This is a genomic window from Flavobacterium sp. PMTSA4, assembly GCF_032098525.1.
In the GTDB taxonomy this organism is placed as follows: domain Bacteria; phylum Bacteroidota; class Bacteroidia; order Flavobacteriales; family Flavobacteriaceae; genus Flavobacterium; species Flavobacterium capsici.
In genome coordinates, this window is sequence record NZ_CP134890.1 from 1,288,674 (window position 1) to 1,313,895 (window position 25,222).

Annotated in this window: 29 protein-coding genes; 22 read left to right on the top strand and 7 right to left on the bottom strand. The window is 32.1% G+C overall.

What is annotated here, in order from left to right; genetic code table 11:
• Positions 1–10: 10 nt before the first annotated feature.
• Complete coding sequence (ribH, locus tag RN605_RS05925; RefSeq protein WP_313323069.1) at positions 11–526, bottom strand: 6,7-dimethyl-8-ribityllumazine synthase; 516 nt, start codon at positions 524–526, stop codon at positions 11–13.
• Between the two features lie 77 nt (positions 527–603).
• Positions 604–1,389: a tetratricopeptide repeat protein gene (locus RN605_RS05930; RefSeq protein ID WP_313323070.1), complete on the bottom strand. Its 786-nt coding sequence runs from the start codon at positions 1,387–1,389 to the stop codon at positions 604–606.
• Positions 1,390–1,531: 142 nt separating this feature from the next.
• Here RN605_RS05930 and recF point away from each other — a divergent pair, with 142 nt between their 5' ends.
• The 11 genes from recF (at position 1,532) to RN605_RS05985 (ending at position 12,605) form a co-directional block, all read left to right on the top strand.
• Positions 1,532–2,611 (top strand): DNA replication/repair protein RecF, encoded by a 1,080-nt coding sequence (recF, locus tag RN605_RS05935; protein ID WP_313323072.1) that lies wholly within the window; start codon positions 1,532–1,534, stop codon positions 2,609–2,611.
• A gap of 39 nt (positions 2,612–2,650) precedes the next feature.
• A complete protein-coding gene (locus RN605_RS05940) occupies positions 2,651–3,349 on the top strand; it encodes a thioredoxin domain-containing protein (RefSeq protein WP_313323073.1) in 699 nt (232 codons plus the stop codon).
• A complete protein-coding gene (locus tag RN605_RS05945; protein WP_313323075.1) occupies positions 3,350–4,024 on the top strand; it encodes a DUF2461 domain-containing protein in 675 nt (224 codons plus the stop codon).
• A 1-nt stretch (position 4,025) separates the two neighbouring features.
• A complete protein-coding gene (locus RN605_RS05950; RefSeq protein ID WP_313323077.1) occupies positions 4,026–5,093 on the top strand; it encodes a glycosyltransferase in 1,068 nt (355 codons plus the stop codon).
• A 3-nt stretch (positions 5,094–5,096) separates the two neighbouring features.
• Positions 5,097–6,944 carry an asparagine synthase (glutamine-hydrolyzing) gene (asnB, locus tag RN605_RS05955; protein WP_313323079.1) on the top strand — a complete coding sequence of 616 codons (1,848 nt, stop codon included), beginning with the start codon at positions 5,097–5,099 and terminating at the stop codon, positions 6,942–6,944.
• A 40-nt stretch (positions 6,945–6,984) separates the two neighbouring features.
• Positions 6,985–7,998, top strand: coding sequence for a UDP-N-acetylmuramate dehydrogenase (gene murB, locus RN605_RS05960; protein ID WP_313323082.1), 1,014 nt, complete (start codon positions 6,985–6,987; stop codon positions 7,996–7,998).
• A 6-nt stretch (positions 7,999–8,004) separates the two neighbouring features.
• A complete protein-coding gene (locus RN605_RS05965; protein ID WP_313323084.1) occupies positions 8,005–8,616 on the top strand; it encodes an FMN-binding negative transcriptional regulator in 612 nt (203 codons plus the stop codon).
• Positions 8,617–8,692: 76 nt separating this feature from the next.
• The gene (locus RN605_RS05970; protein WP_313323086.1) at positions 8,693–9,799 is read left to right on the top strand and encodes a glycosyltransferase; all 1,107 of its coding nucleotides are present in this window, start codon (positions 8,693–8,695) and stop codon (positions 9,797–9,799) included.
• Positions 9,790–10,338 carry an RNA polymerase sigma factor gene (locus RN605_RS05975; RefSeq protein WP_313323088.1) on the top strand — a complete coding sequence of 183 codons (549 nt, stop codon included), beginning with the start codon at positions 9,790–9,792 and terminating at the stop codon, positions 10,336–10,338. Before RN605_RS05970 ends, RN605_RS05975 begins: the two co-directional genes overlap by 10 nt.
• Positions 10,339–10,448: 110 nt before the next feature.
• A complete protein-coding gene (locus tag RN605_RS05980; RefSeq protein WP_313323090.1) occupies positions 10,449–11,294 on the top strand; it encodes an energy transducer TonB in 846 nt (281 codons plus the stop codon).
• A 135-nt stretch (positions 11,295–11,429) separates the two neighbouring features.
• The gene (locus RN605_RS05985; protein ID WP_313323092.1) at positions 11,430–12,605 is read left to right on the top strand and encodes a serine hydrolase domain-containing protein; all 1,176 of its coding nucleotides are present in this window, start codon (positions 11,430–11,432) and stop codon (positions 12,603–12,605) included.
• Here the strand turns inward: RN605_RS05985 and RN605_RS05990 are convergent.
• Complete coding sequence (locus tag RN605_RS05990; protein WP_394853496.1) at positions 12,593–13,417, bottom strand: CvfB family protein; 825 nt, start codon at positions 13,415–13,417, stop codon at positions 12,593–12,595. The genes RN605_RS05985 and RN605_RS05990 overlap by 13 nt on opposite strands.
• Before the next feature lie 131 nt (positions 13,418–13,548).
• On the opposite strand from RN605_RS05990, the gene RN605_RS05995 reads away from it, so the two are divergent.
• The 3 genes from RN605_RS05995 to RN605_RS06005 are packed head-to-tail and all read left to right on the top strand — an operon-like array spanning position 13,549 to position 15,545.
• A complete protein-coding gene (locus tag RN605_RS05995) occupies positions 13,549–14,043 on the top strand; it encodes an RNA polymerase sigma factor (protein ID WP_313323094.1) in 495 nt (164 codons plus the stop codon).
• A 7-nt stretch (positions 14,044–14,050) separates the two neighbouring features.
• Complete coding sequence (locus RN605_RS06000; protein ID WP_313323095.1) at positions 14,051–14,689, top strand: hypothetical protein; 639 nt, start codon at positions 14,051–14,053, stop codon at positions 14,687–14,689.
• Position 14,690: 1 nt separating this feature from the next.
• Positions 14,691–15,545, top strand: coding sequence for a TraB/GumN family protein (locus tag RN605_RS06005; RefSeq protein ID WP_313323097.1), 855 nt, complete (start codon positions 14,691–14,693; stop codon positions 15,543–15,545).
• A 13-nt stretch (positions 15,546–15,558) separates the two neighbouring features.
• Here RN605_RS06005 and RN605_RS06010 read toward each other — a convergent pair whose 3' ends face one another.
• The 4 genes from RN605_RS06010 to RN605_RS06025 all read right to left on the bottom strand — a co-directional run bounded on the left by RN605_RS06010 (position 15,559) and on the right by RN605_RS06025 (position 17,579).
• The gene (locus RN605_RS06010) at positions 15,559–16,482 is read right to left on the bottom strand and encodes an aspartate carbamoyltransferase catalytic subunit (RefSeq protein ID WP_313323099.1); all 924 of its coding nucleotides are present in this window, start codon (positions 16,480–16,482) and stop codon (positions 15,559–15,561) included.
• A gap of 12 nt (positions 16,483–16,494) precedes the next feature.
• Positions 16,495–17,040 carry a bifunctional pyr operon transcriptional regulator/uracil phosphoribosyltransferase PyrR gene (gene pyrR, locus RN605_RS06015; RefSeq protein WP_313323101.1) on the bottom strand — a complete coding sequence of 182 codons (546 nt, stop codon included), beginning with the start codon at positions 17,038–17,040 and terminating at the stop codon, positions 16,495–16,497.
• A gap of 99 nt (positions 17,041–17,139) precedes the next feature.
• On the bottom strand, positions 17,140–17,319 hold the full coding sequence (locus tag RN605_RS06020; protein WP_313323103.1) for a hypothetical protein: 180 nt from the start codon (positions 17,317–17,319) through the stop codon (positions 17,140–17,142).
• 38 nt (positions 17,320–17,357) lie between these two features.
• Positions 17,358–17,579: a hypothetical protein gene (locus tag RN605_RS06025; RefSeq protein WP_313323104.1), complete on the bottom strand. Its 222-nt coding sequence runs from the start codon at positions 17,577–17,579 to the stop codon at positions 17,358–17,360.
• 117 nt (positions 17,580–17,696) lie between these two features.
• Between RN605_RS06025 and RN605_RS06030 the strand changes: the two genes are divergently transcribed.
• The 8 genes from RN605_RS06030 (at position 17,697) to RN605_RS06065 (ending at position 24,945) form a co-directional block, all read left to right on the top strand.
• Positions 17,697–19,919: an FG-GAP repeat domain-containing protein gene (locus tag RN605_RS06030; RefSeq protein WP_313323106.1), complete on the top strand. Its 2,223-nt coding sequence runs from the start codon at positions 17,697–17,699 to the stop codon at positions 19,917–19,919.
• A 463-nt stretch (positions 19,920–20,382) separates the two neighbouring features.
• Complete coding sequence (locus RN605_RS06035; RefSeq protein ID WP_313323108.1) at positions 20,383–21,093, top strand: hypothetical protein; 711 nt, start codon at positions 20,383–20,385, stop codon at positions 21,091–21,093.
• Between the two features lie 178 nt (positions 21,094–21,271).
• Positions 21,272–21,835 carry a hypothetical protein gene (locus tag RN605_RS06040; protein WP_313323110.1) on the top strand — a complete coding sequence of 188 codons (564 nt, stop codon included), beginning with the start codon at positions 21,272–21,274 and terminating at the stop codon, positions 21,833–21,835.
• A 155-nt stretch (positions 21,836–21,990) separates the two neighbouring features.
• The gene (locus RN605_RS06045) at positions 21,991–22,533 is read left to right on the top strand and encodes a hypothetical protein (RefSeq protein ID WP_313323112.1); all 543 of its coding nucleotides are present in this window, start codon (positions 21,991–21,993) and stop codon (positions 22,531–22,533) included.
• A gap of 139 nt (positions 22,534–22,672) precedes the next feature.
• Positions 22,673–23,134: a hypothetical protein gene (locus tag RN605_RS06050; RefSeq protein ID WP_313323114.1), complete on the top strand. Its 462-nt coding sequence runs from the start codon at positions 22,673–22,675 to the stop codon at positions 23,132–23,134.
• A gap of 151 nt (positions 23,135–23,285) precedes the next feature.
• Positions 23,286–23,633, top strand: coding sequence for a DUF4160 domain-containing protein (locus tag RN605_RS06055; RefSeq protein ID WP_313323116.1), 348 nt, complete (start codon positions 23,286–23,288; stop codon positions 23,631–23,633).
• Between the two features lie 12 nt (positions 23,634–23,645).
• Positions 23,646–23,891 carry a hypothetical protein gene (locus tag RN605_RS06060; RefSeq protein WP_313323117.1) on the top strand — a complete coding sequence of 82 codons (246 nt, stop codon included), beginning with the start codon at positions 23,646–23,648 and terminating at the stop codon, positions 23,889–23,891.
• Positions 23,892–24,018: 127 nt separating this feature from the next.
• The gene (locus RN605_RS06065) at positions 24,019–24,945 is read left to right on the top strand and encodes a hypothetical protein (protein WP_313323119.1); all 927 of its coding nucleotides are present in this window, start codon (positions 24,019–24,021) and stop codon (positions 24,943–24,945) included.
• The last annotated feature ends 277 nt before the right edge of the window (positions 24,946–25,222 follow it).

Here is a 25,222-nt window from a genome sequence, read left to right on the forward strand (position 1 = left end):
TAATCTACTTTTAAAACCCTATAGATTTTCCTTTTTGACTTGACTTTTTCCTTAAATCAGCCATTTTTATGGCAGCTATTGCAGCTTCAGTTCCTTTATTGCCATGTTTTCCTCCACTTCTATCGATAGATTGTTGTTCTGTATTATCAGTTAGCAAACAAAAAATCACTGGAATATCGCTTTTGATATTTAAATCTTTTACACCTTGTGTTACACCTTCGCAAACAAACTCAAAATGCATGGTTTCGCCTTTGATAACACAACCAATAGTAATAACACAATCAACGCTTTGTGTTTCTATCATTTTTTTTGCGCCATAAATAAGTTCGAAACTTCCAGGAACATTCCAACGGATTATATTTTCAGCCTTAACACCACAATCTAACAATGCTGCTTCTGCGCCATTATACAATCCATTGGTGATTTTATCATTCCATTCTGAAACCACAATCCCAAAACGAAACTCTGATGCATTTGGTAATGTATTTTTATCGTAATTGGATAAATTTTTATTTGCTGTTGCCATTTTTTATACTGCTTTTAAATAAAAAAGGATTAAAGATAATGAATCCTTAATCCTTTTAAAATATATTATCTAAATAATTACTGTGCCATTCCAATTAAACCATCAACACCTTGTCCTTCTGGAGTGTTTTCGTAGTTGTCCTTTAAATCAGTAAAATATTTTAAAGCATCTGCTTTATTTCCTAAAGCCAAAGCTGTTTTTCCTGCTTTTAATAAAAATCTAGGAGTTGTTAAATCGTTTTTCTTTGCTTCAGAAGCTTTAACATAATAAGTCAATGCATCTTTTGGCTGATTTTTTTGAGCATAAGCATCACCAATTGCACCAATTGCCAATGTACTTAAAACTTCATCATCCGATTTAAATTTTTCTAAACTTTTAATAGCGTCGTCATATTTACCTGTATTCAAGTAAGCAATACCTGCATAGTAATTAGCTAAATTTCCAGCATCAGTTCCTGAATATTCTTCAGCAATTTTTACAACGCCAAATTTACCTTCAGAACCTTTTAACACTAAATTGAATAATGAATCTGCTTTTGTATCACCATCAACAGCTTTTTGAAAGTTTTGTTGTGCAACAAATAATTCATCTGCAGCAGTTTGTTGATTTGGCTCAGCTACAAATCTTTGGTATAATAAATATCCAATTGTTACTAAAGCAATAGCACCAAGGAAACTTAAAATATATTTTTGATTTTTTTGAACAAAATCTTCTGTTCTTGAAGCTGTTTCATCAAGAGTTTCAAACGCTTTTGCTGTTGCGCTGTCTTTTTCGTCAACATTTACGTTCTCAATATAATTGTTATCTAACTTTTCTTCTTTTTCTTTTGGTGTTCTGTAACCTCTTTTGTTAAAAGTTGCCATTTAAAATTATTTTAGTGTGCGCAAAAATAAAATTTTATTCCTATTTAAAAACGATTTTTATCGATATTTTTCAATAATTTGCACGCTCTTTCAAAATAAATACTAAATTCTACAGTCTTTTCAGCAATAGCAAGCGGTTACCATGTTTTTAAAAAAAATCACTTTATTCAATTATAAAAATTTTTCGGAAGCTACTTTTGAGTTTGATACAAAAATAAACTGTTTTGTTGGAAAAAATGGTGTTGGAAAAACTAATGTACTCGATGCAATCTATCATTTATCGCAAGGTAAAAGTTATTTTAATCCTTTAGCGGTTCAAAACATTAAGCATGATGAAGAATTCTTTGTAGTTGATGGTGAATTTGAAAAAAAGGAAAGAACCGAACAAATTGTTTGCAGTTTAAAAAAAGGACAAAAGAAAATTTTAAAACGAAATGGGAAGCTTTATGAAAAGTTTTCGGAACACATTGGATTAATTCCACTTGTTATAATTTCTCCAGCCGACAGAGATTTAATTATTGAAGGAAGCGAAACTCGTCGAAAATTTATTGATAACGTAATTTCGCAATTGGATAAAAATTATCTACAAGAAATCATTAAGTACCAAAAAATCATAGTTCAACGCAATGCTTTACTTAAATATTTTGCGTTAAATCACACTTTTGATAAAGAAACGCTTTCAATATATAATGAACAATTAAATGAATTTGGACAAAAAATTTTCGAGAAACGAAAACAGTTTCTGGAGCAATTTATTCCAATTTTCAATCAATATTATCAAGAAATCAGTAACAATGCTGAATCGGTTCAATTGGTTTACCAAAGCGACTTGTTTGAAAATAATTTGATTACATTATTGGAAGAAAATCTACAAAAAGACCGAGCATTGCACTACACTTCAGTCGGAATTCATAAAGATGATTTATCGTTTGAAATTGATGGTTTCCAAATTAAAAAATTCGGATCCCAAGGTCAACAAAAGTCGTTTCTTATCGCATTAAAATTGGCACAATTTGATTTTGTAAAAAAACAAAGTGGAGAAAAACCAATTTTATTATTTGATGATATTTTTGATAAACTTGATGAAACAAGAGTTTCTAAAATTGTTTCCATGGTAAATCAAGAAGAATTTGGACAACTTTTCATTTCCGACACACATCCTGAACGAACCGAAAACATTGTCAAACAAACCCATCAGAGTTATAAAATATTTAATCTTTAGTCATTTAAAATTTGTATTTTAGCAATCAAATTTTAAAACATGAAATCAAAAATATTTTCCTTATTACTCATCAGTTTTCTTTTCATCAATTGTCAAGGACAACCAAAAAAAGAAGTTCAAACAGTTGATGTAAAAACATACTCCGAAAAATTAAATAAAATAGAAAACCCACAACTTATTGACGTAAGAACACCTGCTGAATATGCTGTTGACAAAATAAATGAAGCAAAAAACATCAACTGGAATGGAGATAACTTTATTTCTGAAGTTGAAAAATTAGACAAATCTAAACCTGTTTTTGTGTATTGTAAAGTTGGTGGAAGAAGTTCTCAAGCTGCCAATAAATTAGCTGAATTGGGATTCAAAGAAATATACAATTTAGAAGGTGGAATCATGAAATGGAATGCTGCTGGAATGCAAAAACCTACTTCAAAAGAATATATTGGAATAACTAGTTCAGATTATGAGAAACTTATAAATTCAGATAAAAAAGTAATGGTGAATTTTAGTGCTGTTTGGTGTGCACCTTGTAAAAAAATGAAACCTTACATTACTAAAATGCAAGAAGATTTAAAAGATAAAATCAAAATTGTTCGATTGGATGCCGATGAGAATAAAAGTTTATTAGAAAATATGAAAATTGATGGTTTACCTGTTATCATAGTTTATCAAAATGGTAAAGAAACATGGAGAAATATTGGTTTCATATCTGAAGAAGATTTAAAAAAACATTTATAAATGATTACAAAAGAAGCATTGCAATTTCTTGCTGATTTAATTGCAAATAATAATACCGAATGGATGCATACCAACAAAAAAAGGTATGAAAACTACAAAAAAGATTATCATAGTTTTATTGCATCAATTTTAGCGGAAATGAAACCTTTAGACAGAACTTTGGAACCATTAGAGGTTAAAAATTGTACATTCAGAATTAATCGCGACATTCGGTTTAGCAAAGATAAATCGCCTTATAAAACCAATATGGGAGTTTGGTTCACCCAAAATAAAAACCGAAAAAACAGTCCAGGTTATTATATTCATTACGAAAAAAGAAATTCATTTATTGCTGGTGGCGTTTGGTGTCCTGAAGCCACAGAGCTAAAACAAATTCGAAAAGAAATTGAATTTTTCCACGATGATTTAGAGAAAATTATAGCTGATAAAAATTTCAAAAAAGAATTTGGAGAAATAACTCGTGATGAAAACAACATGCTCAAAAAAGCTCCAAAAGATTTTGACCCAAATCATCCTGCTATTGAATTTTTGAAACTAAAAAGTTTTACAGCTTCGGCTAAAATTGATGATAAATTATTTACTGATAAAGATTTCAGCAAACTTGTTGCTCAAAAATTAATTACTCTAAAACCACTAAATGATTTTCTAACTCGAGCATTAGAAACCGAAGAATAAAATGGTAAAAAAAAGAATTCTCTTTTTAGGTGAAACCTATCGAGCTGATGCAATTACATGGATTAATGGATTAAAAGAATTTGGTGATTTTGAAATAGTAACTTGGGAACTAAAAACAAACAACAAAGGATTAAACAGAATTTATCGCCTCTTAGAATTAATAAAATCAATTTTGTTTATAAAAAAAATTGCTAAAAATTATCATCCAGATATGATAATTGCAGAAAGAACAACAAGTTATGGATTCTTAGCAGCAATTTCAGGAATAAAACCAATAGCGATAGCCCAACAAGGAAGTAGTGATTTATGGCCATTAAATTCTCCTTTCTACTTTTTAAAGAAAAAGCTTCAAGATTATGCTTTTAAAAAAGCTGATTTAATTCATGCATGGGGAGAAATTATGGCTGAACACATGATGAAAAGCGGTGTTAACATGTCTAAAGTAATGATTTTACCGAAAGGTATAAATCTAGAATATTTTGAATTTAATGATAATTCCGAATTAAATTATATTGATGCAGTAGTTACTCGATCATTAGAAACGGAATACAACCATGAAACAATTTTGAAAGCATTTTCTATTTTGAAACAAAAAGGAATTCCTTTCAAGTTGACAATAGTTGGTGATGGAAGTAATTTAATAAAGCTTCAAAATCTCACGAAACAATTAAATATAGATAAAGAAGTAAAATTTACCGGAAGAATTAAAAATGATGAAATCCCGTTTTTTTTAAAAAAATCAAATTTTTACATAAGCATGCCAATAACTGAAGGTGTTTCATCTTCACTTTTTGAAGCGATGGCTTGTGGTTGTTTTCCAATTGTAAGTCACATAGATAGCAATGAAAAATGGATTGAACAAAAAGTTAACGGAATACTTGTAGATTCAATAAATGCTTCTAAATTAGCCGAAGAATTGGAGTGGTCTTTTAATCGAAAAGATTACTTAAGAAAAGTGATTATTTTGAATAGAAAATTTATTGAAGAAAAAGCTAACTATAAAATTAATATGAAAAAAATTGCTGACAATTATCAATATTTAATTTCAACAAAAAAGGTTTCAAATTAATTTATGTGTGGCATCAATGGTATATTTCATTTAGACTTTAAGAAAGTTGATCAAAATCAACTGATTAAAATGCGTGATGTTTTAGAACATCGCGGACCAGATGATTCGGGAATTTATTTAAATAATAATATTGGTCTTGGACATAGAAGATTATCAATCATTGACACTTCATCAAACGGACATCAACCTTTTATTTCTAATGATGGCAGATATATTATTGTTTTTAACGGTGAAATTTACAACTATAAAGATTTCTATCCTGAATTAAAAAGTAAGGGAATTGCTTTAAAATCAGGTTCAGATACTGAAGTTTTACTATGCCTTTTTGAGTTATATGGATTAAAGACATTAGAACGTCTTCATGGAATGTTTGCCTTTGCAATTTGGGATAATTTAGAAAAAAAACTCATCCTTTGTCGTGATAGAATGGGTGTAAAACCTCTTTATTATAGCTTTCACCAAAATACTTTATTTTTTGCTTCTGAACAAAAAGCTCTTTTTACAGCTGGTGTTCCTCTTCAAGTTTCTGAAAATGGTTTGGAAGAATATTTTTATAATCGATTTGTAGCAGGCGAAAACACACTTTATGAAAACATTAAAAAACTTTTGCCTGGACATCATATAACCATTGATGAAAATGGAAAAAAAGAAACTGTAAGATGGTGGAATTTAAAAGAACAAATTCAAAATCATCCTAAAATCATAAACCCAAAAGAATGGTTTGAAGAAACATTCTTTGATTCTGTAAAACTTAGAATGGTCAGTGATGTACCAGTAGGAGTTCTATTGAGCGGAGGTTTAGATTCATGTTCTATTTTATCAGCTTTACACCATCAAGATTATAAAAACATAGAAACTTTTAACATTAGTTTTTCAGAAGAAGAACATAATGAATATCATCTAGCTAAAAAAATAACTGAACAGTTTAACTATAATTTCAATCATACAAAACTTGAAAATGAAAATTTGTATCAAAATTTAATTGAAGCTTCTTATTTTCAAGATGAGCCAATAACACACTTAAATGAACCACATCTTTTAGCTATTTCAAAATTGGCTAAACCCAAAGTAAAAGTATTGCTTTCTGGTGAAGGTGCTGATGAATTGATGGGTGGATATGTTAGATATAAAGCACTCAAAAATCAATCTCTACTCAAAGTTATATCTAGTCTCAGTAAAATAGAAGTATTTAATAAAAAACCACGATACGATAAATTATTTCGTTACTCAAAAATCAAAGATGAGTCGGATTTGGTGATTTTTAATGGTTCAAATATATATCCTGAAGATATTAATTTGTTCTATGGTGATAAAAAGAAGCCAACAAATGAATATCGATATCAAATTTTAAAAGAAGCTAAGGAATTATATCCTAAAAATCTTCAAAGACAAGCGCTATATTTTGATCAGCATACTTATTTATGCTCTTTGTTAGACAGAAATGATCGATGCACTATGGGAACATCTATAGAATGCAGAGAACCATTTCTTGATAAAAGATTAATTGCAGGACTTGGAACATTAGATAGTAAATGGTTATTTACAGGAAAAAAAGGGAAGTTTATTTTAAAAAATTCAATGGAAAACAAACTTCCAAAAGAAATTGTTGAATTTAGAAAAATTGGTTTAAGTGCACCTTGGGGAAGCTATCTGTTAAGTTTTCCTAGATTTATTGATGAGTTAGATAACTTTTCAAAAAGTGATATTTTTAACTTTCCTTATTTAACAAATATTGATGGTAAAAAATTAGTTAAGGAAGTACGAAATGGTAATACTCAAATTTTGCCCTATTTTATGCCTTTATTTATGCTACACAAATGGCAAAAAAATTATTATAAAAAATTTGTTTAAAATCTTTGACTTATTTTTGTAATCAATTTGATTTTAAAACATGCAAATCCAACATAATTTCTCTTTAAAAAAGCACAATACATTTGGTATTGAAGTAAAAGCCAAGCAATTTATAGCCGTTCATTCTGTTGATGAATTAAAAACAATTTTAGAAAATCATCAAAATGATAAAAAATTCATTCTTGGTGGTGGAAGCAATATGTTGTTGACAAAAGATATTGATGCTTTAGTGATTCATATTGATTTAAAAGGCAAAAAAATCATTAAAGAAAATGAAAACCACGTTTGGATTGAAAGCCAAGCTGGAGAAAATTGGCACGAATTTGTGCTTTGGACTATTGACCAAAATTTTGGCGGTTTAGAAAACATGTCTTTGATTCCAGGAAATGTTGGCACAACTCCAGTTCAAAATATTGGTGCATATGGTGCCGAAATTAAAGACACGTTTATTTCTTGTGATGCAATGGAAGTTGCAACTCAAAAAATTAAAACCTTCAATAAAGAAGAATGTAAATTTGGGTATAGAGAAAGCATTTTTAAAAATGAAGTGAAAAACCAATTTATCATTACTTCTGTTGTTTTTAAATTAACAAAAAACAACCATAAAATTAGTGTTGATTATGGAGATATTAAAGCCGAATTAGCCAAAAATAATATTGAAAATCCAACCATAAAAGATGTTTCTAACGCAGTAATTACAATAAGAAACAGTAAATTACCAAACCCTAAAGAACTTGGAAATAGTGGAAGTTTTTTTAAAAATCCTGTGATTTCTAAAGAACAATTTTTGAAAGTCCAATCACAATTTCCAGATGTAAAATATTTTGAAGTTTCTGATACAGAAGTAAAAGTTCCTGCAGGTTGGTTGATAGAACATGCTGGATTGAAAGGTTACAGAAAAGATGATGCCGGTGTTCATAAAAACCAAGCACTGGTTATTGTTAATTACGGAAATGCAACCGGAAAAGAATTATTAGAGCTTTCAAAATTTGTTCAAAAAACAGTTTTTGACAAATATGGAATTGCCATTGAAGCAGAAGTTAATGTGATTTAATTCGAAATGTACATACCTGATTTATATAAAAACGAAAATCAAACGGAAATTGAAAAACTTATTCATGAAAATGGATTTGCAGTTTTAGTGAATCAAACCAATGGAAAACTTTGGGCAACGCACATTCCTTTGCTTTTAGAACATAAAAACGACAAGCAATTTCTGGTTGGACATGTATCAAAACTCAACCCACAAGCGGAAAGTTTTAAAACTAATGATGATGTTTTAGCTATATTTTCTGGTTCTCATTCCTATATTTCATCATCTTGGTACGACCATGAAAACGTACCAACTTGGAATTATCTTGCAGTTCATGTTTACGGAAAATTAAAATTACACTCGTACGAAGAATCAATCGAAGCGCTAAAAAGATTAGTTGATAAATATGAAGCTAAATCTGAAAATCCTGTTCGAGTTGAAAACCTTTCCGAAAAAACCATGCGTGAAGCACGAGGAATTGTTTCTTTTGAAATTGAAATTACAGCAATTGAATCTGTTAAAAAACTATCCCAAAATCGTGATGATAAGAACTATAAAAACATTATTTCAGAGCTAGAAAAAACAAATGATAATCAAGCTATTGAAGTTGCAAAAGAAATGAAAAAAAACAGACCTTAAAATGTTAAATTTCCTTTTGATATTTGATGCAAGAATAACTACATTTGCACACCTTTTAAAAAAGTAGAAAAGCACTATGTTACTATCCATTTTTTGTTTGTTTGCAGTCGTTGTACTAATTCAGTTTTTCTATTATATCATCGTTTTTGGAAAATTTTCCTTTGGAAAACCACAAAACGAAACACCAAAAAGAATCCCGATTTCGGTTATTGTTTGTGCTAAAAATGAAGAAGAAAACGTTAGAAACTTTATTCCAATTTTAGCTGAACAAAATTATCCACAGTTTGAAATTGTATTAATTGACGATGCTTCTAGCGATTCTACATTAGATATTTTTGAAGAATTTGAAAAACAATACCCAAACATTAAGTTGGTGAAAGTTGAAAACAATGAAGCCTTTTGGGGAAACAAAAAATTTGCGTTAACATTAGGAATTAAAGCTGCTAAATACGAATATTTATTGTTTACAGATGCCGATTGTTACCCAACATCAAAAGATTGGATAACCAAAATGAGCTCTCAGTTTACGCAACAAAAAACAATTGTTTTAGGTTATGGTGCTTACGAAAAAATTGCAAGTTCATTTTTAAATAAATTGATCCGTTTTGAAACGCTTTTAGCAGCAACTCAAATGTTTTCTTGGGCTAAATTCGGAAAACCATATACTGGTGTTGGACGAAACATGGCGTACAAAAGAGAAGAGTTTTTCAAAGTGCGTGGTTTCATGGATCATATGAAAGTTCGTTCAGGCGATGATGATTTATTCATCAATCAAGCTGCCGAAAAGACGAATACAACCATTTGTTATTTACCAGATAGTTTTACTTATTCTGCGCCAAAAACAACTTTTAGTGATTGGTTTACCCAAAAACGCAGACACGTTTCAACTGCTGGACATTACAAAAGTTTTGACAAAATTCAGTTAGGCATTTTTTATAGTTCACAATTCTTATTCATTATCTTACCCATAATACTACTATTATTCCAATTCCAATGGATTGCAGTGGTAAGTATGATTGGCTTTCGTTATATTTTCGCATGGATTTCATTAGGATTTTCGGCAGGAAAATTAAAAGAGAAAGACGTAATGTATTGGTTTCCTTTTATTGAAATTATTTTGATTTTTATCCAATTAAATGTTTACATTTCAAACACATTTAAAAAACCAGTACATTGGAAATAAACAATTATATAGAAAATGCAAAAAAAGGTGATCAAGTAGCTTTTACTTTTTTACTGGATAGGTTTTGGAATGAAGTATATGGTTTTATGCTAAAACGCACTGAAAACGAAACTGATGCCGAAGACATTACTATAGAAACTTTCTCGAAAGCATTTGATAAAATTGCCACCTATAATTCAGAATACCAATTCAACACTTGGTTGATTGCTATTGCAAAAAATGTTCATATCGATATGCTTAGAAAAAAGAAATCTTCACTTTTTATAGAGATTTCAGACAATGATGATAGACAAGCTTATAATGTTGCAGACAGTTCTCCAACTGCCGAAGACGAATTAATTACTGAACAAAATCTATCTCGATTATTACTTTATATCAAAGAATTAAAACCTCATTATCAAGAAGTTATTCAACTTCGTTATTTTCAGGAAATGAGTTATCAGGAAATTTCAGAACAACTTAACGAACCTTTGAGCAACGTTAAAATCAAACTTCTTCGTGCCAAAAAACTATTGGCAGAAATTATCGAAAATAAATAGTTTAAAAAATAATTATCTTTTTACACAATAATTTGATAGTCTTTTACGTTATATCTTAAAAGACCATTAATTATGCAACAACGATACTTAACAATTAAAAACTATTTATTATGTCAAACGTTAGTATCTATGGAAAAAAATGGATTGATTTGGTTTTTGAAGACAGAAACCAAATGTATGGTGCATACCAATTGCGTCAACAAAATCCGAGAGTAACCCTATTAGCACTTTTTTGGGGAGTTTTGTTAATGGGTGGATTTTTGAGTATTGCATTATTCTCAAACTTCAAAAACCATGATGACCCAGTATTGGATGAGCCAACAGGAATACCATCTCTTCATGTAACAAAATTTACTCAACCAATTGAAGAACCAATAGTGGATAAACCTGAAAAAATAACTCCACCAAACACAGTTACCAATCCTGTTGAACCAGTAATCAATATTTTCTCAACATTAACAGTAACTGCTACGCAAAATGCACAAGATGTTCCAACTAATGAAGAAATAAAAAATATTGAAACTCCAGCAATACAAGGAACAATTACAACTCCTGGTATTGGAACAGAACCTAGAACAAATAACGGAAACCTCAATGGTTCATTAGTTGATACCGGAGCTGGAAATAAAGGCGGAGAAGGCATTTCCAAAACTAATGAAGTAGATAAACTTCCTTCTTATCCAGGTGGAATTAATAACTTTTATCAATATGTTGCTAATAATTTCAAAAATCCAGATTTAGAAACCGGTTCAACAGTTTCTGTTTTAGTAGCATTTGTGGTTGAAAAAGACGGAACAATATCGAACATCAGAGTGATACGAAATTCAGGATATGGAACCGACAAAGAAGCCATCAGAGTTTTAAGTGCTCTGAAAACCAAATGGAATCCTGGTATTAAAAACGGAGAAAAAGTAAGAACCGAATTCACCCTTCCCATAAAAGTTAGATTCGATTAATTCTAAAAAATCCGCTCAAAAGCGGATTTTTTTTATCTTACTATTTCCTTAATAAATAAAAAATGCTTTTCATTTTTAAAAAAAATATGCTATTATTGTAGAGTAGATAATGCTCCGAATTTACCTGAATGATTTATGAACTTGAAATTTTTTACAACATCGTTTTTTACATTTATATTGTTTTACTTTTCCTCTCCAAAACTTTCTTTTGAAGATTCAAAAAGTAAAGATGATGTAAAAAAAGACTCTGCCATAATCAGCATTCCATATTCTCTGAAATTTGGAAAGGTAAGCGACTCTTTCATCTTTGAAAAAAACAAACAAATAGATTCCTTTTACTCAAAAAAAATTGGAACGCCAGGTTTCTACGGAAGTTTTATTGTTGCCAAAAATGGTCATATTATTTATGAAAAATACCAAGGAATGGCAAACCTAAAGCTTCAAAAAACACTAAACGAAAACAGTGCTTTACACCTTGCTTCTGTAAGCAAAGTTTTGACTGCAACCGCTATTTTAAAATTAGTTGAAAATGATAACATCATGCTCGACCAAAAGGTAACCGATTGGCTTCCTAATTTCCCATACAAAAGTACAACTATTAGAACATTGCTCAATCATCGTAGTGGTTTACAGCACTATTCAAGATTTCCTGAGTTGATGAAAAAAAATTGGAACAGAAAAAAAATACTTTCCAACAAAGATATTTATGAGTTAATAGTTAAAAATAAATTTAGATTATTAAGTCCCGACAATACCCGATTTGATTACTGTAATACAAATTATGTTATGCTTGCTTTAATCATCGAAAAAGCAACAGGTTTGTCATACGGCGAAGCAATGAAAGAACTTATTTTCAAGCCTTTGGACATGAAAAATACTTTTGTCTTTGATTATTTCAGAGATAAAGATACCGTTTCAATGTCTTATAGAAACAATCGTCCTAATCCTTGGGACCAATTTGATAACCTAAATGGTGATAAAAACATCTATTCAACCCCAAGAGATTTAGTAAAGTTTGATTTGGCTACTTATTCTTCAGAATTCATAAATCAAAATTTAATGAAAGAAGCCTATGTAGGTTATACTTCAAACATGAAATTGGGTAAAGATTATGGACTTGGAATGCGAATGAAAAAATTAGCTAATGGCGAAACCCAAGTATATCACAACGGTTGGTGGCATGGTAATACTTCTTCATTTGTTCCAGTAAAAAAAGATACTATTTCAATCATTTGTTTGTCCAACAAATATTCAAACAACACCTATGAAACTTTGAAACTTGTAGAAAGTTTGTATCCTCAGACTAAATAAATTCCGTCGTCTTTAATTTCAATTTTATTTTCTTTATACAAAGAACCAACTGCTTTTTTAAACGATTTTTTACTCATTTTCAAAACCGTTTTAATGTCTTCCGGATGGCTATTGTCATTTAATCGAAGAAAACCTCTGTTGGCTTTTAATTCCTTTAGAATGATTTCGGCATTAGGTTCAATATTTTCCAAACCTATTTTTTGAAAAGAAACATCTATCTTATTATCAGGTCTGATAGTTTTGATATAACCTTTATGTTTATCGCCAATTCTCAAATCCTGATAAACTTCATTAGCATACATCAAACCTTTATGCTTATTATTGATAATAACATTGATACCCAAATCGGTCATGTGTGAAATAATCAAATCTACTTCATTACCTTGCTGAAAATCAAGCTCAGTATTATCTAAAAACTTATTGATTCTACTCGATGCCACAATTCTATTCGATTTATCATCCAAATAAACATAAACCAAATAACGCTTTCCTTGTTCCATTGGTCTAGCTTGTTCTCTAAACGGAACAAACAAATCTTTCTCCAATCCCCAATCAAGAAATGCTCCAAAATTATTAGTATAGTTTACTCTAAGAAATGCAAAATCATCAACGGTAACATACGGTTTCAAAGTAGTAGCAACAGGTCGTTCTTCATGATCTAGGTAAATAAAAACTTCAATTTCATCACCTATTTTATATTCTTTAGGAACATATTTTAATGGCAATAACACATCACTTTTAGTATCCGTTAGAAATAATCCAACTTTGGTAAGTCTGTCAATAATTAGTGTATTAAATTGCCCTAAATTCATGATTATTCTACTATTTTTGAATATTGAATGGCAAAGATAAACAATAAGTAACGAATACTTATTAGACAGCTATCTAATAAACTTACTTTGACCATTTGTAACAAAAACAAACAAGCAACTACTAATTTGTCATGAGCGAAACTTTAGAGCAATCTTTTGTAAAACAATTAAAGGAAAATCAGAATATAGTTCACAAGATTTGTCGGCTATATACTAATGATTCTGAAGCTCATAACGATTTATTTCAGGAAATCACAATTCAGTTATGGAAAGCGTTCCCAAAATTTAGAGGAGATTCTAAGTTTTCAACTTGGGCCTACCGTGTTGCGCTGAATACTGCCATTACGTTATACAGAAAAAGCACGCGTTCGGTCTCAACAGTTTCTTATGAAGTTCAAAAACATTTTTTCACACATGAAGAATACAATTTTGAAGAAGAAGAAAAGCTGAAACTCATGTATCAAGCCGTTCATCAACTGAATGATATTGAAAAAGCATTGGTTTATATGTATTTAGAAGACAAAGATTATACTGAAATAGCAGAAACGCTTGGTATTTCCGAAGTAAATGCCCGAGTAAAAATGAACAGAATTAAAGGAAAACTAATTAAAATATTAAATCCCTAAGGAAATTATGGATGAGTTGGATTTATTAAAAAAAGATTGGAAAAAAGAAAACCAAAACTATACCCAAGTTTCGGAAACAGATATTTACAAGATGTTGCACAAAAACTCTTCATCAACTGTAAAATGGATTCTGATTATTGGTATCATTGAATTTATGGTTTGGACTGGTATAGGTTTCTTTTTCAACACCGATGAATATATTAAAAGTATTCACGCCGAGGAAATGATGGTTTATGTTGAGTCATTAACCTATATAAACTATGTAGTAGTATTATTTTTCATCTATAAGTTTTACCAAAACTACGTGAAAATATCGACCACATCATCTACCAAACAGTTGATGAAAGACATTCTTAGAACCCGTAAAACGGTAAACTACTATGTGTGGTATAATCTGGGAATGATTGTGGTGAGCATGGTTTTAGGCTTTATTATGGGGTTACTTTATAATCCAAAATTAACAGCTGTTAAAGATAAAATAGCCAACGATGCCAGCAACGGAATACTTGTAAAAATCATTTGCATCTTAACACTCGCAACAATAATTTTCGTTTTTCTATTCTGGTTGTTCTACAAATTATTATACGGAATTCTTCTCAGAAGATTAAAATCCAACTACAAAGTACTAGAAAACTCCGAAATCTAACATGAAAAAACTAGCCCTATTACTTAGTTTACTACTTGCTTCATTTAGTAATGGTCAAACAGAAAAGAAATCCCTTTTGTGGAAAATATCGGGTAATGGTTTAACCAAAGAATCTTATTTGTTTGGAACCATTCACATATCGTGTGATGCATCTTTGCCTAAAAAAGTGTTAACCGCTTTAGACAAAACCGAGCAATTGTGTCTGGAGTTAGACATGGACGACCCAAACATGCAGCTTGAAATGATGAGCAAAATGATGATGAGAGACGGAGTAACCATTCAAAGCCTGATGAGTGCAGAAGACTTTAAACTGGTTGATGATTTCTTCAAAAAACAATCGGGGTTTTCGTTGAAAATGATGAATACCGTTAAACCATTTGCTTTGAGTGCAATGCTGTATCCTAAAATGTTAGATTGCCCGATGCAATCCTACGAAACCGAGTTAATGAAGGTAGCGAAAGCTCAAAATGAGGAAACCATCGGACTGGAAACCTTCTCCGAGCAATTAGCCGTTTTTGATGCTATTCCCTATCAAACACAGGTGAACGAGCTGATTAAAACCGCAAAAAGCGATTTAGACCGCGATAAAAAAGAACTACAGGAAATGCTCGACCTTTATAAGACCGAAGACGTTGAAGCTTTGATAAAATACACCGAAAAATCAGATAACGAATTAACATCGGGTTTTATGGACGAACTGTTGAACAATCGAAATAGTAATTGGATTGAACGAATAGAAAAAATTGCAAAAGATAAACCAACCTTCTTTGGTGTTGGCGCAGCACATCTTGGCGGACAAAAAGGAGTCATCAAACTACTCCAACAAAAAGGATATAAAGTAGAAGCGGTATTTTAAAATGCCGCTTTTTTTATTGAATCTTAGAAGCCAATAGGTAGATAACGGCCATTCTAACCGCTACTCCATTCTCCACCTGATTAAGAATCACCGATTGTTTTGAGTCGGCTACGTCTGAGGTTATTTCAACACCGCGGTTTATTGGTCCTGGGTGCATGATTACGATTTCTTTGTTTAGCGAATCCAGTAGCGCTTTGTCTACACCATACTGTTGTGCATACTCGCGGGTAGATGGAAAATAGTTCACATCCATTCGTTCGTTTTGCACGCGAAGCATATTGGCAACATCACACCATTCCAGTGCTTTTCTCAGGTTTGGTTCTACCGTTACCCCAAGGCTTTCAATATATTTTGGAATCAAAGTCTTTGGTCCGCATACTTTCACCTCCGCGCCTTGCATTTGCAGTGCATAGATGTTTGATAGTGCTACTCTTGAGTGTAGAATATCCCCAACAATCACCACTTTTTTCCCCGCTACATCGCCCAGTTTCTCTCTGATAGAGTAACTGTCAAGCAATCCTTGTGTGGGATGCTCGTGTGCTCCGTCGCCAGCGTTGATGATGCTTGCTTTTACGTTTTGCGAAAGAAAATAGGCAGCACCAGGATTCGCATGGCGCATTACTACCATATCTACTTTCATCGATAGGATGTTATTTACGGTATCGATTAGTGTTTCCCCTTTTTTAACCGATGATTGCGCCGCCGAGAAGCTGATTACGTCGGCTGAGAGTCTTTTTTGGGCAAGCTCAAAGGAAAGTTTGGTTCTCGTACTGTTTTCAAAAAAGATGTTGGCAATGGTAATGTCGCGTAGCGAAGGTACTTTTTTAATTGGGCGGTTGATAACTTCTTTAAAATGGTCGGCCGTTTCAAAAATTAATTGAATATCATCTGGTTTTAGATATTTTATGCCTAGCAAATGATTGACTGATAATTCCAACGTTCTTTATTTTTAGTTATCTTTTTCTTTTAAATATACCGCATCTTCGCCTTCGTTTTCCTGCCAGCACACTTTTACTTTCTCCTCGCCTATTACGTCTACTTGTCGTCCGCGATAATCGGGTTGAATGGGTAATTGTCGGCTGAATCTTCGGTCTATCAGCACCAGTAGCTCAATATTGGATGGCCTGCCAAAGGATTGAATGGCGGTTAGCGCCGAGCGGATGCTTCTACCGGTAAACAACACATCGTCTACAAACACTACTTTTTTGTCCTCTACCAGAAAGTCTATTTTGGTTTTGTTGGCCTCCAGCACTCTTTCGCCTCTTCTGAAATCGTCTCTAAAGAAAGTGATGTCGAGGAAACCCAGTGATACGTTGTTGATGTTATAGCTGTTCTCTAATATGGATTTTATTCGCTCTGCCAAAAAAACGCCTCTTGGCTGAATACCAATAAGTACGGAGTTCGAAAAGTCGTTGTGATTTTCTATTAATTGACACGCCAAACGGTGGAGTATGATATTGACTTCTTTGGAAGTGAGCAATATTTTTTGTCCCATAGTAGTGTTGTTTGGGATGTAAAAGTAGTATATTTTATTTAATTGGTAAAACTTAGGAGCACTAATAATTAAGGATTGTGGTTTGCTCCTCTACCAATACTAAAACCATCCATCCCACCTTTTCCAACCCATGTAAGTTCCTTTCCAACCCATGAACGTTCCTTTCCAACGCATGTACGTTCCCTTCCAACCCATGTACGTTTCATTCCAACTCATGTACGTTTCCTTCCAACGCCTGTCATTCTCCATTCTACTCATGTCGTTTTCCATTCTACTCATGTAACTCCGCTTTCAATACAATAGAGAGGCATTTCCATTCATGCAGTTCGCATTCCAACCAACGTAAGTACGCTTCCAAAACACACCATTACGCTTCCAACCAACAACGATACGCTTCCAAAACAAAACGATACGCTTCCAACTAACAACGATACGTTTCCAACCAACAACGATACGTTTCCAATCAACAACGATACGTTTCCAAAACGCGCAGACATCGTTCCAACTTCAATCGATAAGTTTCCAACACACACAGACATCGTTCCAACTCATGTACGTTCGCTATTCCCACGCAAACTAACTTTCAAAGGAAATTATCATTATTAATTTTCATAACATTATTTTCCCTAAATTGCCTTTAATCAATTAAAAAAAACATGAAACCATCCAGTCAAAATACTTTCAAACCATTAGCCTCATTTTTAGTCTTTGCACTAACTATTTTCTACAGTTCAGCTCAAACCTTCGACACAGGAAAAACAATCAACGGACACAATTTTACTGGCGACCTCAAAGCCTTTGATGCCGACAATGATGGCGACCTGGATGTGCTCTCCTTTCCCTATCTCTATTTGAATGATGGCACCGGAAAAAAACAAAAAATAATTGAACTAAGCGACCCAAATAAACAATACGAAAGCTTTGCCATCGAAGACATAGACAACGATAAAGACAAGGATTTAGTAGTATTATATAAAAACGGCGATATAGACATTTTAATAAATGAAAAAAAGGGCTTTGTCAAGAAGCAACAAAAAGGAAAAGTGAATTATATGCCTTCCGAATATGCAAAAGTATACCTCTTCGATGCAAATTCCGATGGCATTTGCGACATCATCATTTCAGGACTTTTAGGAGGACCAGCGGCATACATAGCAGATAAAAACCTGCAGTTCGCCTATTCCAGAGAATTCAGCAATCAATTCCCAAAACTCCATGTAGTCTTAGGCCTCGACATTAATAAAGATGGTATACAAGAACTATTAGTCTATAATTATTCAGACAAAAAGGATGAAAAAAAATCGCTAAAAGCCTATACTTTCAAAGACAATAAATATGTAGTTACGGCTACTATAGAATTAATTACAGAAGGCATTGATAAATTAACATTGGTCGACATCGACAAAGATGGCGATAAGGATTTAGTATACTATTACAGATATCCCAATCAGGCTATTTATTGGATAGAACGCAACAGCAAAGGCGGACTTGGCAAAACTAACGTACTGGCAACACAACTCGATTTAGAAGAATTCGAGTTAGCCGATTTTGATTCAGATGGCAATTTAGACATAGCATACATATCCCAAACCAATCAAAACAGAACCATTCATTGGGCAAAAAACACCGGAAACAATAAATTCATCAAAAGCCAGCAAAGCCTGCTTCCTAACAGTAAAGACGCTCAAAAATTTATTTTCGAAGATTTTAATGGCGATAAAATTAAAGACATCCTCTTTTATTACGACGACAATAAAAAAATCAGACATCGTTACAACATGGTGCTACAAGATAAAAACGGACAGATAAAAGAACAAAACACCTGGATGACTACCGCCAACTGCAATGGATTCATCCTTACAGATTTAAACAACAACGGAACAAAAGATATTGTTGGCTATTACAACAACGAGCTATTCTACCTGCTCAACGAAGGCAATGGAAAATACTCCGAAGCAAAAGAACTCGCAATAAGCCCATTCCAAATAAGAAACCTTCAATCCAAAGATGTAAACAACGACGGAAAAGAAGATTTAATCCTATCTACCAACGATAGCAACGATGGCAAACTCGGCTATTTCAAAAACGATGGCAATCTACAGTTCAAACAGTTCACCATGTTGCACGATGAAAAAGACCGCCTCTTAAATTTTGAATTCCTAGATTACGATAACGATGGCAACAACGATTTGATAGTCAACTACTGGAAACCCGATATAAGAGGATTCTACATCTACAAAAACACAGGCAACGGAAACTTCGACAAAAAAAGAATAACAATCACCGAAGTAAACAATTCATTCCCACGCCTCGCACTCTGGGATGTCAATCAAGACGGCACACCAGATATAGTAGATAACGGTTCAAGCAGTTGGTACAAATACGAAGGAAACGATAACTTTACAAAACAACAAAGCCCGTTCACAGAACGATTCATCAAAGGCATATACAAAGCCAATTTAGATAATAACAACACACCCGAATGCGTCATGCTATCCAGTGTCAGCCTAAAATACCTAAAATACAATCCCCAGAACGAATGGCAAACCAATAGCATAACCGTCGATTATGGAATAGACATGCTAAGCATAGCAGACATCAATGCCGATTCTTTCGACGACCTCATATGCCTTGGCAGCAAATACGGTCTAGCCGAAGGATACAATCCAGATTTGGGCTTTAGCTATAAATACGCTATCATCGGTTTAGAAAACAATCAAAACGGAGGCTTTACTGTCAAACCATACTTCCCCATTTCAAACACAAACACTATAGCGCTAGACGACGTTGATAACGATGGAAACCTTGATATAATCACCTCCTCAGCCGCTTGGTTCGAAGGAGGAATTAGACTATGGAGAAACACAACAAAAAAATAACGCCCCAAATTGAGGAAAACCACATTTCTACCCCAAACCTTTTTGCTACATTTGATAAAATTAGGGGGAAATCCCGTAAAAAAAGGGGGAAATCCCCCTTTCTTATGAAAAACCAATTGTTTACTTTTGGTAAAATAAAACGAAACAAACCTTCGTATATACACCTAAAAATGGGTAGATTGGCGAAAGTTTATTTCGCTTATATACAAGTTGAGACGCAATCCGTTTTTGAAAAGTAGCTACGCTTGCCAAAGGCAAACTCTCGCTCCTTTTCCGTATTGCGTCTCAACGGGATGGTCGCTTAACCAAATTTTAACGTCTGCGGACTACGTCTAACTGGACGTTTGACAAAATTTGGCTCCTCTAAAAAAGATTACCGATATTTAAAATAAATTTTAAATCTCTCACTTTTTTTTCGGAACTTCGTCAAGCGACCATCCCGTTATAAGCTATTTACCTCACGATGAAAATAAAAGGTTTAACAATAATATTTTTCCTTGCTCTGACAATTACTGTTTGGATAAACTTTGTCGATTATAAATTTTCTACATTATCACTCTTTATAGGTAAAGAAGATAAGTTGGAAGAAGTTATTGACAACTTCTGCTTGTCTTACATAGCTGGTTATTTTTTTTATTTTATAAATGTTTACTTAGTCGAAAGAGAAGAAAAAAAATCAATTCTTCCTTACATTGCATTTAAAGTAATTTTAATTTTAGGCCGTAATGATCATTTAATTCAAATTTTAAAAAAGGATGGGAAATTGAAAAAACATTATCCATCCAAAGACGAATTTGAAAAACTCCTCGATAAGTCGAATTTGGATGATTTGAAAATTTTCAATTTTGAAAAATATACTTTCGTTGAATATCTAAGATATAATCGAAATTCAATTTTAAAAAACATCAACAAAATATTAAAATCCGGAAAATATGTTGATAACGAATTGAAAGTCATTTTATTTAGTTTAAAAGAATCACTGTTTTTGGAAAAGGATTACGCTTTTAATTCTGCTGATTTTGATTTATCAAAAATGAAAACTTATTATAACGTATTTTATAAATACTCTGAAAATGTCAAAAAATTAGAAAATTATTTTAATAGAAATTTAAAGAAATATTATTATCTAAATTATCCAAAACATTTCCGAAAAAAAGTTAAAAACAGCTTATAACAGCGGTTTGGCTCAATAGCTAAATTTACAATAAACATCACGTTCGATTTTCCGCTGGAAAATCTTATCTTAGCAAGAAATAATCGTTCCACGCAGTCGCTACTGCGCCAAGCCGCGAAACGTTAGCTGCAACCTTACCAGACGAAACTCTAACACTTGATCAAATAAACTTAACAAAATGGAAAATGAAATAATTCTTAAAAATGTTGAATCAGCGATTAATATTTTGTTGAGAGACGACAATTGGTTACTTAAAAAGGATTTAAGTGAAAGAAGTATTTCACATAAGCTTGCTGAATATCTACAACCTCTTTTTAAAGATTATAATGTAGATTGTGAATATAACGGTGACATTGATAGAGAAAATCATCAAGAAAGAGAATTAGGTAGAAAAAGAATCTCAACCTTGAGACAAAATTTACAACATTATAATCTTTTAACAAAAGAGAATGAAAATGAAGCTGAAAAAGAATTAATTGAAAGATTAGTTTACCCTGATATTATAATTCATAGAAGAGGAAGTAATGCTCATAATCTTTGCATAATTGAAGTAAAAAAATCAACAAGTCAAGTTCCATTTCATTACGATCAAATAAAACTAAAAGCATATACAACAAAAAACTACAGAAATCTTAACTATCAAATAGGATATTTTGTGAAGTTTGTTACAGGAACAGAAGATTATGACTATTTAATAAGAGAATTTCAAAACGGTGAAGGCCCAGAACTTGAAGACAAGTAAGGCAGCAGCTAACAGCGGTTTTGCTCCATAGCTGGCTTATCTTTCTTGGAAAATAGGCTGAACTTCAAAATTTCTTACTTATATTTATTCTTAACTTGCCTCAACAGCGTAAAGCCGCGAAACGTTGACAGAGATTTTAACCAACCTTCCATCTTATGACAAAAGAACATAAAATGCTAATAGAACAGATTATTGAAAAGATGAAATTAAAAAAAGATGGAATCTTGTCAATTGATCAATTTACCAGCTTATTCGAAAGCAGAAATCAAAGTCTATCAGTTGGTGGGCTTATGATTGACAATCTAAAATTAGTAGAAAGAGTTAAAGGAGGAACGGCTTTAACTCAACGATATAGATTAAGTAAAGAAGGATGGGCTTTTACTACTTTTGAAGAATTAGAGAAGAAAGAATATCAAAAAGAACTTAAAGAGAATATCGAATTAGAAAATTTAAAAGTAAACACTCAATTAAATAAGTGGCTTTTGAGAACAAAATGGGTTCCGCATATTTTATCTCTAATCGCCATTCTAATTTCAATTTACTTCAGTAATAAAGACAATAACAAACAAGCAGAATTAGAAGAGAAAATTAAGGATAACATTAAATCTATTGATACCCTTAAAATTGAAAACTCAATTTTGATAAAAAAAGTAAATACTTTAGAGTCAAAAACCTCTGCTAACAGCGGCTTGCCGTAATAGCTCAATCCGATTTTCCTTAGCCAGAAAATCCAAAGTCGAACATTTTGCTATCTTTACAATTAATCCGCTAAATTCCAGCCTCTGACGGAAAGCCGCGGAACGTTAGCCATCAGTTTTGAATCCTTAAATAGAAACCATGTGGGTAAAAGCATATATCAAACATAAATCTTCAGAATTAGTAACTTGTAATTTACTATTTAAACATGGTAAAATTCAAGAAGTAGAAATGGAATTCTTTAAAGGAATAACTCCATTTGAAAATAATTCTGAATTGGCCGACAATATTGAAATATTAAGAACTTACAAGCAAGATTCATCAAACAAGTTTTGTAAATATTTCATCAAAAAGTCAATCAACAAAGAAGTACATATAACATATTTAGACATAAGTTGGTTTGAATATTTCAAACTTCAATGGCAGCTTAAAAAATACTTGATTCAATCAAAAGATTTGAAAATGGAGGTTTTAAAATATGTTACTATCGGTTTAATCGGTTTTTTTGCGGCAATGATTTACCAGAAATACAAAAGTGGAAATCAAGCTGAAGAAAAACAAAAAGAACCTACAAAGATTGAGGTAAAAAAACCGAACGGCTAACAGCGGTTTCGAGCTGTTACAGGTTTTGTCTATCTTATTTGGAAATTACTTAAAAGTAAGATTGTATATATTTACAACTAACTATAATGGTTCCGCTTATGCGTGAAGCCGTGAAACGTTACCAGCAAATTTTAAACACATATAAACTAAATTGGAAACAAATAACAATTTCTCATCATTTGAAAGAATTTTATCTGAAATAATGAATTATTATTTTAGCAGAGATTCTATAGAAAGCTACATTCCTGGCTACGAAACAAGAGAGCGAGTTGGAACAGTAAATGGAATGCAAGTTATAATCTACTCTAACGACCATAATCCTCCACATTTTCATGTAAAAACAAATGACAACCGTGTTAATGCAAAATTTAAAATAGAAAATGGAGAATTTATTAGTGGAGAAATAAGCACTAAAGATTTAAAACGCATCGACCTGTTTTATAATGACTTCAAAACAAAAATGGTTATGGAGAGAATTTGGGCAAAAAAGAATAATTAAAACAAACTTGAAATGGCTACAGATTTTCATTTGGGAATGAAAGTTTCCTTAAGCGGAGAATATGGAATTGTAATAACATCAAATCTTGAAGAATTTAATCAATACGGCATAATTCGTTGGGATACTGAAAAAGAAAATGATATCGAAGATTGGAGAGGAATGTTTGGTACTTTTAAAGAAATGGGCGGAAAAATGTTAACGGGAAATTATGAGTTTAAATTTATAAATGATGACGGAAGTTCAAAAGCCAGCTTATAACAGCCGTTTGGCGTAATAGCTGGTTTTGTCCAAGCTCCAAAAGTCTCCTGACTTCGCGTTTCCAAAAAACCCCATCAATAAACACAAAATCAAAAAGTTTGCTACATTTATATAATAAACCCTGCAAATGAAAACACTTGTAACGCTGTTGCTCATTCCATTTTTAGCATTAGCACAAAAAAAAGCACCACCTTTCAATAAGGTAATTAAAGAAACAAACTATTACTTAGACCAGTATACAAGAGTTTCACCTTTCGACAGCTATTACGCACTTTCAAGTTTTAAGGTAACCAACAAACAAATCATGGATTATTTAAAAAATTCCGAAGAGTTTGATAACACCCCGTTAAAATACAAAGATTCAGTAGATGGAAATATACTGATGAATTACTTACAGGACAAAATAATTAACCAAATATACCAGCTAGTAAAACATCCCGATTTTAAAAAAAACGATATCATTAAACTATTAGAACCAACCGATCTATCAATTATAAAATCAGACGACAACAAACTATACAACTTCACATTCGACGAAAAAACAGGCGGTTCCTATCGTTCCCGTATCTCGTTAATGTACTATTCCGATTTTACCCCAACCGATTCAATCACTGACAGCGATTTCCAATCCTTTTTCGCTCCCGACGGATATAATGCAATCTACACACTCAACACCACCGAAGGAACAAAATATGTACTAACGGGTAGCGTAATAGGTTGTAATACTTGTGTACAAACATCTGTTCGGTTAATCTCATTTAGCGATAATAAACCCAAAGAAGATTTCATCTATGTAGTTGAAAACAGAGGCTGGAGTGAAGGCGTAATTTACGACAACGAAACCAAAACAATAACCGTTGATTATCACCTCGACGACCTAACACGCAATTGCATATGCGAAGAAATACTCAACGAAGATAAAATCTACTACGAAGAATCAGTAGAAAAAGACTATTCCATAAATTGCAAATGCCAATACATCTTCAACGGAAAAACTTTCGAATTAATCGAAGCCGGCTGGAAAAGAATCAACAACGAAGAAAGAAAAGAATAAACCAACTTATTAGATACAAATACAACCTTCCTATTAAATTTTCTTTAACTTGCAGTCACATCTTAGTAGCAAGCTTCACTTATGTTTAAAAAGAAACCATATTAACAAAGATGATTTTATCAATTACTAAGCAACAAATTGGTTATTCCTGCGTTTTATATATAGCGATTCACACAATTATAAACTTTGGATTAATCTATTTTACAAAACCTTTTAAATTAGATGATTTACTTGGGTTCTTTTTTTTGCCATTTGGAACGATTCTATTTGTATTGAT